The 15,686-nt window shown below is 40.1% G+C and carries 10 protein-coding genes and 2 pseudogenes; all 12 read left to right on the forward strand.

Going from position 1 to position 15,686, the window contains the following annotated elements; genetic code table 11:
- Nucleotides 1–134 precede the first annotated feature (134 nt).
- Entirely contained in the window at nucleotides 135–1,208 is a 1,074-nt protein-coding gene (locus JMN12_RS09590; RefSeq protein ID WP_203138848.1) for a PCMD domain-containing protein, read from the forward strand.
- Entirely contained in the window at nucleotides 1,201–1,983 is a 783-nt protein-coding gene (locus JMN12_RS09595) for a porin family protein (protein WP_203138849.1), read from the forward strand. The genes JMN12_RS09590 and JMN12_RS09595 overlap by 8 nt, the downstream gene beginning before the upstream one ends.
- A gap of 342 nt (nucleotides 1,984–2,325) precedes the next feature.
- Entirely contained in the window at nucleotides 2,326–3,615 is a 1,290-nt protein-coding gene (locus tag JMN12_RS09600) for a carboxypeptidase-like regulatory domain-containing protein (RefSeq protein WP_203138851.1), read from the forward strand.
- Between the two features lie 157 nt (nucleotides 3,616–3,772).
- Nucleotides 3,773–4,556 (forward strand): annotated as a pseudogene (locus JMN12_RS09605) (porin family protein).
- Nucleotides 4,557–4,591: 35 nt separating this feature from the next.
- On the forward strand, nucleotides 4,592–5,155 hold the full coding sequence (locus JMN12_RS09610; protein WP_009421255.1) for a helix-turn-helix domain-containing protein: 564 nt from the start codon (nucleotides 4,592–4,594) through the stop codon (nucleotides 5,153–5,155).
- A gap of 98 nt (nucleotides 5,156–5,253) precedes the next feature.
- Nucleotides 5,254–7,752: a heavy metal translocating P-type ATPase gene (locus JMN12_RS09615; RefSeq protein WP_203138853.1), complete on the forward strand. Its 2,499-nt coding sequence runs from the start codon at nucleotides 5,254–5,256 to the stop codon at nucleotides 7,750–7,752.
- A gap of 49 nt (nucleotides 7,753–7,801) precedes the next feature.
- The gene (locus JMN12_RS09620) at nucleotides 7,802–8,881 is read left to right on the forward strand and encodes a bifunctional 3-deoxy-7-phosphoheptulonate synthase/chorismate mutase type II (protein WP_203138854.1); all 1,080 of its coding nucleotides are present in this window, start codon (nucleotides 7,802–7,804) and stop codon (nucleotides 8,879–8,881) included.
- A gap of 35 nt (nucleotides 8,882–8,916) precedes the next feature.
- A complete protein-coding gene (locus JMN12_RS09625) occupies nucleotides 8,917–9,843 on the forward strand; it encodes a Dyp-type peroxidase (protein WP_203138855.1) in 927 nt (308 codons plus the stop codon).
- 50 nt (nucleotides 9,844–9,893) lie between these two features.
- Complete coding sequence (locus tag JMN12_RS09630) at nucleotides 9,894–10,109, forward strand: hypothetical protein (protein WP_016479107.1); 216 nt, start codon at nucleotides 9,894–9,896, stop codon at nucleotides 10,107–10,109.
- Nucleotides 10,097–10,408 (forward strand): type II toxin-antitoxin system RelE/ParE family toxin, encoded by a 312-nt coding sequence (locus tag JMN12_RS09635; protein WP_203138856.1) that lies wholly within the window; start codon nucleotides 10,097–10,099, stop codon nucleotides 10,406–10,408. The genes JMN12_RS09630 and JMN12_RS09635 overlap by 13 nt, the downstream gene beginning before the upstream one ends.
- Nucleotides 10,405–12,483: pseudogene (locus JMN12_RS09640) on the forward strand (TonB-dependent receptor domain-containing protein). Before JMN12_RS09635 ends, JMN12_RS09640 begins: the two are co-directional and overlap by 4 nt.
- A gap of 10 nt (nucleotides 12,484–12,493) precedes the next feature.
- On the forward strand, nucleotides 12,494–15,676 hold the full coding sequence (locus JMN12_RS09645) for a UvrD-helicase domain-containing protein (protein ID WP_203138857.1): 3,183 nt from the start codon (nucleotides 12,494–12,496) through the stop codon (nucleotides 15,674–15,676).
- The last annotated feature ends 10 nt before the right edge of the window (nucleotides 15,677–15,686 follow it).

Genomic DNA, 15,686 nt, shown 5'->3' on the forward strand with positions numbered 1-15,686 from the left:
ACAAAAAATGAACAAAAAATGATAGCGATTTTTCCATTCGTTTCGTTTTAACAAACGTAAACAATTTGCTAATTTGCTAATTTGTTAATTCTTTCATACCTTTGCGATCTGTTTAGTTCAACACTCAATAAAATATGAAACTTCAAAACTTTTTTATCATTACAGCCTCGCTATTCACATTGCAAAGCTGTATCAAAAGCGAAGCCCCAAATGCCGAAGCCGATATCCTAACCTGTGAGGTCGACGGCAATCTGCTCATTCGTGAGCCCATAATCCAAAACACTGAGGTAAAACTCTATGTAAACTCTTTGGATAACGTAAAAAACCTCGCACCTCGCTTTACCCTTACACAAGGGGCAACTATCAGTCCTACCAGTGGTACAGCACGCAATTTTTCTACCCCTCAAACTTATGTGGTAACCTCTGAGGACGGTAATTGGCAGAAAACTTATAAAGTGAGTTGTCTTACTGACGAAATTATCGCTCACTATCACTTCGAAAACGCTCGTATTACTGATGGTTACTACACTTTTTACGATACCTCAGTAAGCGGACAAGAAATCGCTTGGAGTAGCGGAAATGCAGGTTTTAAATTTACCAACAGTAATGCTAAACCCGATGAGTTCCCTACAAGTCAGAGTGAGAGTGGATACAGAGGGAAATGCGTGAAACTCGTAACGCAAAGCACAGGGGTCTTAGGAAAAACTTTTGGTGCTCCTATCGCAGCTGGTAATCTCTTCACAGGAAGTTTTGAAATAAATTTGTTCACCCCTGCAAAATCTACCCATTTCGGGATTCCTTTCAAAAGAAAACCTACCCATCTCTCAGGATATTACAAATACAAAGCTGGTGAAAAACTTACCGATAAAAACGGCAATGTAATACCTAACCAAAAAGACAAATGTGATATTTATGCAGTGTTCTACGAGGTAACTTCTCAAGTGCCTCATTTAGATGGCACTAACATCAAAACGCACAATAATATAGTGTTAATGGCACAACTAACCGACAAGAGAGAAACCGATAATTGGGTACAGTTCTCTATTCCTTTTAAAACAATAAAAGGTCGCTCTATCGATACTAAAAAACTAAAAGAAGGAAAGTATAGTCTCGCTATAGTACTTAGTTCCAGTGAAAAAGGCGCTGATTTTACAGCAGCCGTAGGTAGTACTCTTTATGTAGATGAAATGCAATTGTCTTATGAATAATGAAGTTATGAAAAAGAATATCGTTATTATATGCTTAATGCTATTGAGCTGTTTTTCATACGCGCAAAACGAACGTACTGAAACGCTTGTACAATCAGAAGAAAAAGGTTGGGAATACGAGCTAAAAGCTGGCGTAAATATAGGAGGTGCAAGCCCAATACCACTCCCTAAAGAAATACGCAAGATAAAGGGATATAGCCCAAAGTTTAATGGCTCATTTGAGGGGACTGTAACCAAATGGCTTACTCCTAAATGGGGTATCTCAGCTAGCTTACGATTGGAAGAAAAGGGTATGGAAACCGATGCAAATGTAAAGAACTACGGAATGGAGATTATAGAACAAGGTAACCACGTGGCGGGCTATTGGACGGGTGATGTACATACTACTTACAAAAGTTCATTTGTTACCCTGCCCATATCACTGAACTATCGCCTTGCCAATCGTTGGAAACTGCGCTTAGGTACATTCGTTTCTTATCGTATGGACGGCAATTTCTCAGGCTATGTAACCGAAGGTTATTTGCGAGAAGGTAGTCCTATCGGTGAGAAAGTAAGTTTCACTAACGGACAGATAGCCTCTTATGATTTTAGCAATCATCTCCGCCATTGGCATTGGGGCACACTGATAGGAGGCTCTTGGCAAGCGTTCAAGCATTTCAATATCAATGCTGAACTCACCTACGGAATGAATAATATCTTTAAAAAGGACTTTAAAACAATTACTTTTGATATGTATCCTATCTATATGAATATAGGTTTTGGGTATCACTTCTAAACAATTTTATCTAAAACTTCGTCAAAATCCAATGATTTTCTCAAGGTGAATCTACTGATAATCAATCATATTTTGTGAGGGCGTCGTGTAAACGTCCTCACAAAAACTTTTTTAGACACTCCTTTTTAAACACTTCTCTTCAAAATAATTTTCCCCTTTCTTGGAATCGAAATGATTTAGAAAATAATTTTAACAAAACGTAACTAAAAGATTGACTTAAACTTACAATTATGCTGTAAAAATTTTAAAAAAAAGTTAATTTTTTATTTGCTCATATTGTGAGTTTGTTATACTTTTGTCCCGAAAAAAAACAACGCCAATAACGTTAAATTTATAGATAGTATGAAAAACATTTATTCTTTCTGGGCAATATTTTGCCTATTCACTCTTTTTGTGATAAGTTGTTCTAAGGACGACGAGACTACTGCTCCCGTAGGTACTCAAACCTCTACTAACCAAACGGGAACAACCACTAACACTACCCGAACTGGTACTACCACTGTCACTACACAAACGGGCACAACTACTAACACTACCCAAACAAGCACAACTACTAACACTACACAAACAGCTATAGTGGAAGTAATTGTAAGTGGTGAAGTGAATGGCATTAACTTAAAAGTTACAGACGCTCCCGCAAATCAAAACCCTAAAACGATAGCTAATGTATCTTTAAAGAATGCCAATACCAAGTTTGAAGCAAATAAACACATTGGTAAAACCCTTTACTTTGTGTTAGAGAAAAATGGTATGCCAGTATCCGATGTGGTTGAAAAAGAAATCCGCGCTGGTGATAACACCGTGAACCTCACCGTTAAAAAGAAAAAAGAAGACGGTAAGGCTGCCGTTAATATCAAAGTAACCCAAGACGGCAAACCCGTTGCTAATAAAAAAGTATATGGTGTTGGTGGCTCTTTCAAGTTTGAAAGTATTACAAATCTCCTTGAAAGAACAAATGGCAATGAGGACTATATTTCAGGACAAGTAGAACTAACAGGCAATACCAATAATGAGGGAATTGTACGCTTCATTTTTACTCCAGAAGAAAAAAACATTACCGATTATCACTTTTTTATCCTCACTGAAGAAGCGCCTTTTTATCTATCAGTAGATGTAGATCTCGATGGCTCTCTAAAAGAAGCTACTATCAACATTCCTAAAAAGGTTACCGTTACTTTTATAGTTACCGATAGTGAAAACGAAGCTATAGAAAACGCTAGTATAAATATCAATAATATTCCTTTAAACACTGATAATAAAGGACGAGTAATGATTCCTTTAGCAATGGCTACTTACAATTATACAGTTACCCTCCCTTGTGGTACCAATAAAAAAGGAAATATAACACTTACCGGTGATAAAACTGAAAACGTAAAATTTACTACTGCTGAACGCGGACAAGTGATTGTTGAAAACAAAACCGACAAGAAATGCACTGTAAAATTCAAAGGTCAAAGTTATGAATTAGAAGCAGGTGTTACAAAAGTCTTTATGAATCAAAAAGTTTATAATAACATTTATGACGTTGATATTTATGTAAATGGCAAACGAATAGAAAAACTCTATAACGGAATGCTCACTTGCTCTCAAAAGAAAATAACTTTCACTCTAAATCCTGAAGATATTAAATAATGTCTTTCCTAAAATAAATTATTTAAGAGGTTAGCTAAAAAAGCTAACCTCTTTTTTTGTTGCTAAATGCGGTTTTTGCACAGTTTTTGCTGTCATTCTTCGTTAAACATCAATAGTTACTAAAAATGATCTATCATATTAAAGGAATGGGATCACTATGAATAATCAGGTTATGAAAACAAATATTTTTGTTGTATGTTTAATACTATTCGGCAGTTTGTTATACGCTCAAAATGAACGTACTGAAACGCTTGTACAATCAGAAGAAAAAGGTTGGGAATACGAGCTAAAAGCGGGCGTAAACATCGGGGGAGCAAGCCCTACGCCCCTTCCTGAAGAAATTCGCAAAATAAAAGGGTACAGCCCCCAAATTCAACGGCTCTTTTGAAGGTACTGCCACCAAATGGCTCACCCCTAAATGGGGTATCTCAGCAGGTTTGCGCTTAGAAGAAAAAGGTATGGAAACTGATGCAAATGTAAAGAACTACGGAATGGAAATTATAGAACAAGGTAACCACGTGGCTGGTTTTTGGACAGGCGATGTGCATACAGTCTATAAAAGTTCATTCATCACCTTACCTATAGCGGTGAATTATCGCCTTGCAAGCCGTTGGAAAATTCATTTGGGAATATTCGCTTCTTACCGTATGGACGGCAATTTCTCAGGCTATGTAACCGAAGGTTATTTACGAGAAGGTAGTCCTATCGGTGAGAAAGTAAGTTTCACTAACGGACAGATAGCCTCTTATGATTTTAGCAATTATCTCCGCCATTGGCATTGGGGCACACTGATAGGAGGCTCTTGGCAGGCGTTCAAGCATTTCAATATCAATGCTGAATTATCCTATACAACAAACAATATTTTCAAAAAGGACTTTAAAACAATTACTTTTGATATGTATCCCATCTATATGAATATAGGTTTTGGGTATCACTTTTAAGCACTTTATAATATCTTAATCCTTAAAGGAAATATATGACAAAGTTATTTGTAAAAAATATGGTCTGCCATCGTTGTATAATAGTACTCGATGAACAGTTAAAAGCATTAGGTTTAACACCACAAAGCATCAATTTGGGTGAAATTACTTTTACACAGGAACTTTCTTCTGATGAGATACAAGCTATCAAACAAGCTCTCTTACCCTTAGGATTTGAGGTGATGAACGATAAGAAAAGTGTTGTTATTGAAAAAATTAAATCTATCATTATCAATTTGATACATAACCAAGACAACAAACTATCGTTTAACCTTTCTGAAATACTCAGCAGTGAATTAGGTCGAGATTACGGGGCTTTATCGCGTTTGTTTTCTGAGGTAGAAGGCAGAACTATTGAAAAATTCTTTATTGCTCAAAAGATTGAGAGAGTAAAGGAACTCTTAGTATATGACGAACTGACGCTTAGTGAAATAGCTTATCAACTCAACTATTCAAGCGTAGCGCACTTAAGCAATCAGTTTAAAAAAGTTACAGGACTCACCCCTAGCTTTTTCAAGCAGATAAAAGATAACAAACGTAAGTCTTTAGATGAGGTTTAAAATCTTACAAATTAAATACAAAATTGTGTAATATCCAAGTAGATGTTTTGCTGTATCTTTGCAGCGTAAAACAAATAACTTTTTAACATTTATAATTTATGGAATACAATATAGAAGGTATGGGGTGCACAGGTTGTGCCAATACCATACAAAAAAAGCTCTCTGAAGTAGCAGGCGTAACAGCTGTTACCGTAGATTTCGCTACTAAAAAAGCTACTGTCGAAACTGATAGAGAAATCCCTTTTGAAGCTCTTGAAAAAGCCTTAGAGGGTACTCATTATAGCATTCATCAGGCTTCAAATTCTGAAGGCTCTGGTGTTTTCTATTGTCCTATGCACTGCGAAGGTGATAAAACCTACGATCACCCTGGTGATTGTCCTATATGTGGTATGGATTTAGTAGAGCAAGTAGGAGGAGCTCAACAACATCATCACCACCAAGAGTCTCCCAAAAAAGTTAAAGGCAATGGCGTTTTCTATTGTCCTATGCACTGCGAGGGCAACAAAACCTACGACCACCCCGGTGATTGCCCCGTATGTGGTATGGATTTGGTTGAACAAGTAAGCACAGAGGCTCCTGAAGGTGAAAGTGCGGAAGAGCAAAAGCGCAAAAAGTTACGCCGCCACTTTTGGGGTGCTGTAGCCTTTACGCTCCCTATCTTTATCATCGCAATGATCGGAATGTGGCACAACAATCCGCTGTATGAGTTAATGCCCGTAAGTGCGTGGAATTGGGTGCAGTTTGCACTCTCCTTGCCTGTGGTGTTCTATTTCTGTTGGGTATTCTTTGAAAGGGCTTGGCGCAGTATCCGCACCTTGCGCTTCAATATGTTTACCCTCATCGGAATAGGCGCTGGCGTAGCGTGGCTTTTCAGTGTTGTAGGTCTCTTAGCCCCCGATATTTTCCCTGAACAATTCAAAGAACACGGCTCAGTACACTTGTATTTTGAGGCGGCTACTGTTATCCTTACCTTAGTACTTTTAGGACAAGTGCTTGAAGCCGATGCCCACAGTCGTACGCAAGGGGCTATCAAAAAACTGTTGAATTTAGCTCCTAATGAGGCTACTAAAATTGTTCACGGCGAGGAAATAAGAGTCTCTATAGAAGAAGTAACCTTAGGCGATTTGCTTCGTGTAAAACCTGGTGAGAAAATCCCCGTTGATGGTGTAATTACCGAAGGCAATGCAAGCATAGATGAGAGTATGATTACGGGAGAGCCCATTCCTGCTGAAAAAGGAGTAGGCAGTAAAGTATCGGCAGGTACGCTCAACGGTGCTCAATCATTTGTGATGAAAGCGGAAAAGGTAGGTAGTGACACCCTGCTCTCTCAAATAGTGCAATTGGTACAACAAGCCAGCAGTAGTCGCGCACCTATTCAAAACTTAGCCGATAAGATAGCCTCCTATTTCGTGCCTATTGTTATCACCATTTCGGTACTTACTTTTATAGTATGGTCTGTATTGGGTGGTGAAAACGCTTACATATATGCATTGCTCAACGCGGTTGCTGTGTTGATTATTGCCTGCCCTTGTGCGCTGGGGTTAGCAACTCCTATGTCGGTAATGGTAGGCGTAGGTAGAGGAGCGCAACACGGTATTTTGATACGCAATGCCGAAGCCTTAGAGGTGATGAACAAAGTAAATACTTTAGTCATCGACAAAACAGGCACACTTACTGAGGGGAAACCCAGTGTGAGCGAAGTATTTACTTTTGGCAACAGAAGTGAAAAGGACTTGTTACAAGTGCTCTATAGTCTCAATCAGCACAGTGAACACCCTTTAGCAAAAGCTACCAATGCATACACTCAAGCACAAGGTGCTACTCCCCTACCCTTTACTAACTTTGAAGCCTTGGCGGGCAGAGGGGTAAAAGCCTCTTACGAAGAAAAAAATTATTTCTTTGGCAATGAACGATTGATGGAAGAAATCGGTGCTCCTTTATCTGAAGAAATACAAACTGTGGTAAAAACAGCGCAAGCAGCAGGAAAAACCGTTTCACTTCTCGCCATAGAAAAAGAAATCATTGGGGTAGTAACCATCACCGATAGAGTAAAAACCTCTACTGTTCAAGCCTTACAAGAGTTGCAAGACTTGGGAGTAGAAATTGTAATGCTCACAGGCGATAATTCGCTTACAGCTGCAGCTATTGCCAAAGAAATAGGCATCAGCAACTACAAAGCTGGTATGCTCCCTCAAAACAAACAAGCTGAAGTAGCGCGTTTGCAAGCTGAAGGAAAAATCGTAGCAATGGCAGGCGATGGTATCAACGATGCTCCTGCTTTGGCACAAGCCAACGTAGGCATCGCAATGGGTACAGGTACTGATATTGCTATAGAAAGTGCTGAAATCACCTTAGTAAAAGGCGATTTAAATGGTATTGTAAAAGCTAAAAAACTCAGCAAAGCAGTAATGAAAAACATACACGAAAACCTATTTTTTGCTTTGGTATACAACGTTGTAGGTATCCCCGTTGCTGCAGGAGTGCTATACCCTATCTTTGGCATTTTGCTCTCCCCTATGCTCGGAGCTTTAGCAATGAGCCTTAGCTCAGTAAGTGTCATCAGCAATGCCCTACGCTTAAAAAGAACCAAACTCTGAAACCTGACCCCTGACCTCTGAAACCTGACTCCTGACACCTAATAATACAATGGAAATAACAAAAGAAAACAGAAAGTGGTTAGACGATTTGCACCTCAACCACCCCGTAGTGATTGCGGGACCTTGCAGTGCCGAAACCGAAGAACAAGTGCTAAAAATAGCGCACAGCCTCAAAAATACCGATGTATCTTTCTTCCGTGCCGGAATTTGGAAACCTCGTACCCGCCCTGGTATGTTTGAAGGTGTAGGCGCCTTAGGACTCCAATGGCTACAACGCGTAAAAGAAGAAACAGGCTTAAAAACAGCGACCGAAGTAGCTAATAAAGACCACGTAAAGCTCGCTTTAGAACACGATATCGATATGTTGTGGATAGGTGCGCGCTCTACCGTGAGCCCTTTTATCATTCAAGAGATAGCCGATGAATTAGAAGGTACTGATAAGATTATCTTAGTAAAAAACCCCGTAAACCCCGACCTTCCTTTGTGGATAGGAGCTTTAGAACGCCTGCAACGTGCGGGTATTAAGAATTTAGGGGTGATACACCGCGGTTTCTCTACTTACGAAAAAACCAAATACCGCAATATTCCTGAATGGCAATTGGTGATTGAACTGCAAAACAAATTCCCTAATTTGCCAATTATCTGCGACCCTTCACATATCACCGGCAAACGCGATTTGATATTCGATGTATCACAAACAGCTCTCGACCTCAATTTCGAGGGATTGATGATTGAAACCCACTGCAATCCTGATGCCGCGTGGAGCGATGCTGCCCAGCAAGTCACCCCCGAGCGCCTTGTTGAAATAATGAATGATTTACGTATTCGAAAAACTTCTACCTCTGAAGAAGATTATGTGAGTCAGCTGGGAAATTTGCGTTCACGTATCGATATTATTGATGAACAATTATTGGATTTACTCAAAAAACGAATGGATATCGCCGATGAGATTGGCACTTTAAAAAAAGCCAACAACGTAGCCATTTTGCAAAATACCCGTTGGCACGAAATCCTCGGCAAAATGATTTTAGAAGGCGAACAACGCAACCTCAGTGAAGAGTTTGTTATTCAGGTATTCAAAGCTATTCACCAAGAGTCTATCAATAGGCAAGCTAGAATCGTAAGGTAATTTGCTAATTTACTAACATCTAACAAATAAAAATAATGAATTATCAAAATGTAATTGATTTGCCAAATAACAATACTGTATTTTTGGTATGGGCATTTAAGAAGAATATAACAAAAAAACTGCTAAACAGCACTTTTGAAAAAGTATGTGGGTTAGTAGGCAACCTCAACAACTCAGTAGCCGACCGCTTTCCCGAAGGTCGCGCTAGTGTAACCATAGGCATTAGCCATAGGGCGTGGCTTACTTTAGGGTTACCCAAACCTCTCCCCAAAGAACTCAAAGATTTTCAGCCTATCAAAGGTAGTAAACACACTGCTGTAGCCACCGAAGGCGACTTGCATTTTCATATCCGCGCACACAACCAAAGTTTGGCTTACGATATGGCTACTGCTATTAACGAGGTAATGCAACCCATCGCCGACTGTATTGTAAACGTACAAGGTTTTAGATATTGGGATGGACGTGCTATCATTGGCTTTGTAGACGGTACCGAAAATCCACGTGGCGCAGAACGCGAACAGTTTGCGGTAGTAGGTGATGAAGACCCCGATTACCAAGGAGGAAGTTACCTATTCGTACAAAAATACGTGCACGATATGAACGCTTGGCGTGCGCTCCCCGTTAGCGAACAAGAAAAAGTAATAGGGCGTAGCAAAGAAATGGACATAGAAATGGACGAGGATACCAAGCCTACCAATGCACACTCAGCACTTGCCAATGTAGGCGATGATTTGAAAGTAGTGAGAGACAATATGCCTTTCCACGACCCCGTAAGTCACCAAATGGGCACTTACTTCATCTGCTATGCCAATACGTTTAGCACCGTAGAAAAGATGCTTACTAATATGTTTATAGGCAATCCCGCTGGTAATTACGACCGTCTTTTAGATTTCAGCACAGCCGAAACAGGGACACTTTTCTTTGTACCATCTTTGGATATGTTAGACGAGTTTGCAGGATAAAAGGAACTATACAACTAACTAATTATCCTTAACAATATACCTAAAAAACTATGAATATATTAGTACAACCTTTAAACACAGAAGAGCAACTTTTAGTAGAAGAATGGCTCAAGGAACAACAAATCTCTTTTGAAAGGAGTGAAACACATTTCACTGAAGCACAATTAACTTCCATAGAAAGAGGTATTGAACAAGCTAATAACGGATTGTTAAAACCTTATACTGAAGTTAGAAAAAAAGCGCGTGAAATAGTATGTGGAAATTAGAATGGACACCAGAAGCAGAAATGCAGTATTATGATATTTTGTCTTATTGGACAAACCATAATAAATCAAACTCTTATTCTATAAAAATTATGAATGAAGTGGAGAAAAGTGAGGATTTGCTTATATATAATCCCTTTATTGGACAAGAGCATTATTTGAGCACTCCATATTTCAAGATAAGAAGTCTATTAGTTCTTAAAAACTTCTCTATTATTTACCGCATAACCGACAGAATTGAAATACTTTCTTTTTGGGATAATAGAAATGACCCTACAAAATTAGAAAGATTAACACTATGAAACTCTTTTTAACCACCTTACTATTAGTTTATTTTATGACCACTACAGCGCAAGAAGTAGTGTCTGAAACTCCTTTGGATACAATTGTGCTCAATGAGGTAATTATAAAAGCACAGCACAAAACACAATATACCGATAAGGCGAGTTTTACCTTTGAGAAGAAAGCTGTGGAACAAGCACGCTATGCCAAAGACCTCTTGCGCAGTTTGCCTAACCTGCACCTCAATCCTGTAACCAACCAGATTGCTACCCTTAAAAGGGGTACTCTCTTGGTATTGGTAAACGGTGTAGAGGCAACTGACTTGCAAATACGCGGTATCGCTCCTCAAAACGTAGCACGCATAGACTATTACGATATTCCGCCTGCGCGTTGGAGCAATAGGGCTGACACAGTGGTGGACATCATCACTCGTTCGGCTGAAGAGGGGTATTCGGTAGGGGTGGATGCGCTTTCGGCACTTACTACGGGCTTTGTAGATGCTTCGGCTTATGGTAACTACACCAAAGGCAAACATACGTTGGGAGTGGAATACAAATTGGAGTTTCGCAATTACAACGACAGACATTATGAAAAACACTCTGATTACGAACTATCGGGTGTCCGTTATGCAAACGACCAACAGTCAAAATAGGGGTTTAGCTATAATGCGCACAACGCCTCGGTGCGTTATAGCGCAGTAGTACCACAAAACTATAGTTTCCAAGCTAAAGCCGAAATGGAACTTTTGAATCGCTCTGCATATAGCAATGGCATAAACCTATTTACACAAGGAACAACCATTAGCCATCACACTTTATCAGGTAAAAATCACGACCACTGGTTGCGCCCCAAAGTAGACCTATACTTCTCTAAAAAATTAGGCAAACGAGATGAATTGAGCGTGAACGCCGTAGGGAGTTATTACAACACTACCAAAGAGAACCTCTCAAAAGAATGGGAGACCGCAACCCAGCAGAATGTGTACGACGATGATATGGATTTGAAAGTAAAACAACGCGGTTGGGTAGGTGAAGTAGCTCATACTCATCAGTTTACTATAGGAAAACTCAATTCAGGCTACCGCATTAGCAGTACTTTTATCGACAACAACTTACGTAACTTGGCAGGTAGTTCGGCTTACGATGTTACCTATACCAATCAGTATTTGTACACCGAGTTTGTAGGCAAAAAAGCTAATTTTATGTACAGAGCCAGTGCTGGGCTTACCCACACCCACAATCGTAGTGCCGAAAACACTTTTACCGAATGGGTGTTTACGCCGAAGGTAGTGTTAGGTTATGAACTCGCTAATAACCAGAGTTTACGCCTCACAAGTTACTATGTACCCCGCAGTCCGCGTAGTGCAGAACTCAGTAGCAATATAGCACAACAAGCGCCGAACATCTTGGAGACAGGAAATCCTTACTTAAAATCACAACATATATTTTGGACTGGACTCTCTTATACTTTCAACAATGAGTACACCGATTTTAACCTTCAACCTTTCTACAAAAACACCCAACGTGTGATTACTGATATTTATATCAAAGACCCCGTGCGCAACGGACTACTCAGCACTTATGAAAATAGTAAATATCACGAGGAGTTTGGTTTTTCATTAGATGGCACTTTTAAACCATTAAAGAATGATTTATTTGTATTTTCAGCTAATATAGCCCCTACACGTGAAACTTTGGTTACTGATGCTGGACTACGTGCCCGCAATGATTATATCGACAACAACCTATCACTTACTTTCACCTATAAAGATTTGAGGATTGATTACAGTTTCAATTTTCCTATTTATTACATAGATGGGAATACGATGAGCACTTATGAAAATAACAATGATATTTTTGTAGAATACCAGTTAGGTAATTGGACACTTAAAGGTGGCGTGTTTTGGTTAGGAATGCCTTCGGAATACAAAATGAAGAGCAGTTACGAAGGTTTGGTAAACCAACATAGCTATACCCACATAGAGAACAACCGCAATATGTTAGTCTTCGGTGTTAGCTACGATTTCTCTAAAGGAAAAAACAACTCTATAGACAAAAAACTCAATAATGATACCGCTCCTGCAGCACAGTTTTAACAATTAACAAATGACTGAACCAGCAAATTATACTATATACAACGCCTCGGCAGGCTCTGGAAAAACCTATAGCCTCGTAAAGGCTTACTTGCAAATTATCCTCGGCAGCAAATACCCCGATTTGTTTAGGCAATTGCTCGCCATTACTTTCACCAATAAGGCGGTCTTTGAAATGAAGAACCGCATCATTGAGCTTTTAGGCGTATTCAGTGAGGACAAAATGCTCACCAATCCTCACCCTATGTTTAGCGAGTTAGCAAAGGATTTGAAGCTCCCCGATGAGGAACTGAGAATGCGTTCAGCTAAAACTTTGGAGCATATACTGCACAACTACGCAGCCTTTAATATCAGCACTATCGATGGCTTCAACCACCAACTGATACGCCGCTTTTCACACGATTTGCACCTCAATCCTTTCTTTGAAGTGCAATTGGATAGCAAGGCTTTACTAGAGCGCGCGGTAGATAATTTGATGAGTAAAGCAGGGAATGATACTGAACTCACCCAGCTACTCATCGATTTTGCTAACGAAAAAATAGACGACGACAAGAATTGGGATACTACTAAAGAACTGCTTGACGTAGCCGAAATGCTCACTAACGAAAACTATTATGAGCCTTTACAATTGCTGAAAGGCAAGGAAATATCTGATTTTAAAGCCCTCAAAAACACCCTACTCAACCAGCGCAACAATGCCCTAAAAACGATTAAAACTTCCGCTGATGACTTTATGCAACTGATGCGCGACCACAGTTTAGACAGAGGTGCTTTTAACAGAGGTTATTTATACGATTTCTTCGATAAACTCACCGCCAACAACCCTAAGGAACCTTCGTGGGGCGTTGGTTGGCAAAACAATCTATTACAAGGCGAACCGCTTTATGCTAATTCGGCAGCTAAGAAGTACGACACTGCCCTGATAGACAGTTTGCAAGAGGTGATAGCCAACCTGTTTTTGGCTATCAAAGAGGCTTTTGGCACCCTTGCTTTTGCTAACAACGCGCTGAGATATGTTGTGCCTTTGGCTTTGCTCAACCGCATACAAAAAGAAATAGAAAACATTAAAGAAGAAGAAAACATCTTGCCTATATGGGAGTTCAACGGGGTGATTTCTTCGGAACTCAGCAACCAGCCCGTACCTTTTATCTACGAGCGTATTGGCGAGAAATTCCGTCACTATTTCATCGATGAGTTTCAAGATACTTCAGTGCTGCAATGGCAGAACTTTATACCGCTTATCCTCAATGCTGTACAAAGTGAGGTAAACAAACAACGCGGGTCGGTATTGCTTGTGGGTGATGCCAAACAATCCATTTACCGTTGGCGAGGAGGCAAGGCTGAACAGTTTATGAGTCTGTATAACAATGAAGTAAACCCTTTTCTCATCAAAGGAGAAGTAAAAGACCTCGACAAAAACTTCCGAAGTTTAGAAGCTATTATCGATTTCAACAACCTCTTTTTCAACTTTGCAGCAGACCTTTTCCAAAGTGAGACTTACAAAAACCTTTATAAAAACGCTGCACAAGAATATCCCAAAAACAAAAAAGAACAATCCTTACCCAAAGGTTATTTCAATCTCTCTTTTATCACTACAGAAGAAGAGGATATGTTTACGGAAGAGGATAACAACAGTAATGCCGTTATACTCTCACCGCGCGAACACAGCTATTGTGAAGCCATTTTAGAGAAAATAGAACACGCTAACCGTGCAGGGGCTGCCGATAAGGATATTACGATATTGGTGCGCACTAACCGCGAAGGAGCTGCTGTTGCCTCTTTCCTTTCAGAACACCAAAGAAATGTGATTTCCCCCGATTCGCTATTGCTGAAAAACGTGGCATCGGTACAATTTCTCGTCACCCTATTACGCCTGCTTTATCACCCCGAAAGTGAAGAACTCAAACTGCAATTACTCTTTGATTATCTGCGTTTTAAATCAACTAAAGACCCTCACTTATTCCTCAGCAAATATGTAGAGGAGCCTGTAAATACTTTCCTTGCCGATTTTCAGTTTTCTATAGAGTTATTCAACCAATATTCTCTGTATGAAGGAGTTGCTTTGGCGGTAAATTGCTTTGATCTCGCCCGTCCTTCCGATGCTTATCTCACCCATTTTATGGATATTGTATTCGATTTTAAGAATGCGCGCAAAGGAGGCTTAGCCGATTTTCTGGAGTTTTGGGACGACCAGCAAGAAAAACTCAGTATCAGTTCACCCGAAGGATTAAACGCCATTACCGTGATGACAGTTCACAAGAGCAAAGGGCTTTCTGCCCCCGTGATTATCTATGCTTTCGCCGATAGCAAACTCATTGACACTCACACTGAAAAACTTTGGTTTCCCGTAGACCACGAGCAGTTTAACGGCTTTGACTATCTGCTGGTAAACAGCAATAAAAGTTTAGTGAACTACGACCCGCAAGCCGAAGAACTGATGACACAATTGCACGAACAAAACCTCCTCGACCAACTAAATGTGCTATATGTAGCGATGACGCGCCCCGAATCGTTTCTTTATGTAATCACCTCGCTCCCCAAAGGCAGTGCTGGAACGTATGGTACGCTCTTTAAAGAGTTTTTAGAAGAAAACAAACAGTGGAATGAGAATGTAGTGGAATATACCTTTGGAAACCCTGTATTTCCCGAGAAGAAAGAGAAAGCAGCAGCTGAAGAATCACCTATTCCTTTTCAAAAAGGTTGGCAGCAGCCAAACTACAAGATTGCGACGGGAGCTTCCCTATTATGGGACACTCACCAACAAGAAGCCTTGGAGCGCGGTAACCTCATTCACGAGTTATTCTCGAAAATCACTTATGCCACCGACCTCGATACTGTGCTAAACGATGCACTACAAGAGGGCACACTCACTGCCGAACAATACGAGTTATTGCACCCCCAAATGGCGCGATTACTCAGCGACAGCACTTTAGCACCCTTCTTTAGTAAGGACTACGAATACTTTATGGAACGCGAGTTTATAGACGCTAATGGCAACTATTTCCGTCCCGACCGGCTTGCCTACAACCCCACCACTCGCGAAGTCTATATCATAGATTACAAAACCGGACACCCCAACGACCAATACCGCAACCAACTACAGCATTACCAACAAAACCTAACAGCCATAGGTTGGCAAGTAAAAGGAAAATACTTAGTTTATTTGGATTTAGGAGAAGTGGTAAGTGAAAAGTGATTTTGTTGAT

Source organism: Capnocytophaga genosp. AHN8471, assembly GCF_016806945.1.
Taxonomy (GTDB): Bacteria; Bacteroidota; Bacteroidia; order Flavobacteriales; family Flavobacteriaceae; genus Capnocytophaga; species Capnocytophaga periodontitidis.

What these genes read in the sequence shown, in the direction of transcription:
- JMN12_RS09610 (WP_009421255.1), top strand. Translation starts at nt 4,592, where the DNA reads ATGACAAAGTTATTTGTAAAAAATATGGTCTGCCATCGTTGTATAATA.
- JMN12_RS09645 (WP_203138857.1), top strand. Translation starts at nt 12,494, where the DNA reads ATGACTGAACCAGCAAATTATACTATATACAACGCCTCGGCAGGCTCT.
- JMN12_RS09595 (WP_203138849.1), top strand. Translation starts at nt 1,201, where the DNA reads ATGAATAATGAAGTTATGAAAAAGAATATCGTTATTATATGCTTAATG.
- JMN12_RS09590 (WP_203138848.1), top strand. Translation starts at nt 135, where the DNA reads ATGAAACTTCAAAACTTTTTTATCATTACAGCCTCGCTATTCACATTG.
- JMN12_RS09600 (WP_203138851.1), top strand. Translation starts at nt 2,326, where the DNA reads ATGAAAAACATTTATTCTTTCTGGGCAATATTTTGCCTATTCACTCTT.
- JMN12_RS09615 (WP_203138853.1), top strand. Translation starts at nt 5,254, where the DNA reads ATGGAATACAATATAGAAGGTATGGGGTGCACAGGTTGTGCCAATACC.
- JMN12_RS09635 (WP_203138856.1), top strand. Translation starts at nt 10,097, where the DNA reads ATGTGGAAATTAGAATGGACACCAGAAGCAGAAATGCAGTATTATGAT.
- JMN12_RS09625 (WP_203138855.1), top strand. Translation starts at nt 8,917, where the DNA reads ATGAATTATCAAAATGTAATTGATTTGCCAAATAACAATACTGTATTT.
- JMN12_RS09630 (WP_016479107.1), top strand. Translation starts at nt 9,894, where the DNA reads ATGAATATATTAGTACAACCTTTAAACACAGAAGAGCAACTTTTAGTA.
- JMN12_RS09620 (WP_203138854.1), top strand. Translation starts at nt 7,802, where the DNA reads ATGGAAATAACAAAAGAAAACAGAAAGTGGTTAGACGATTTGCACCTC.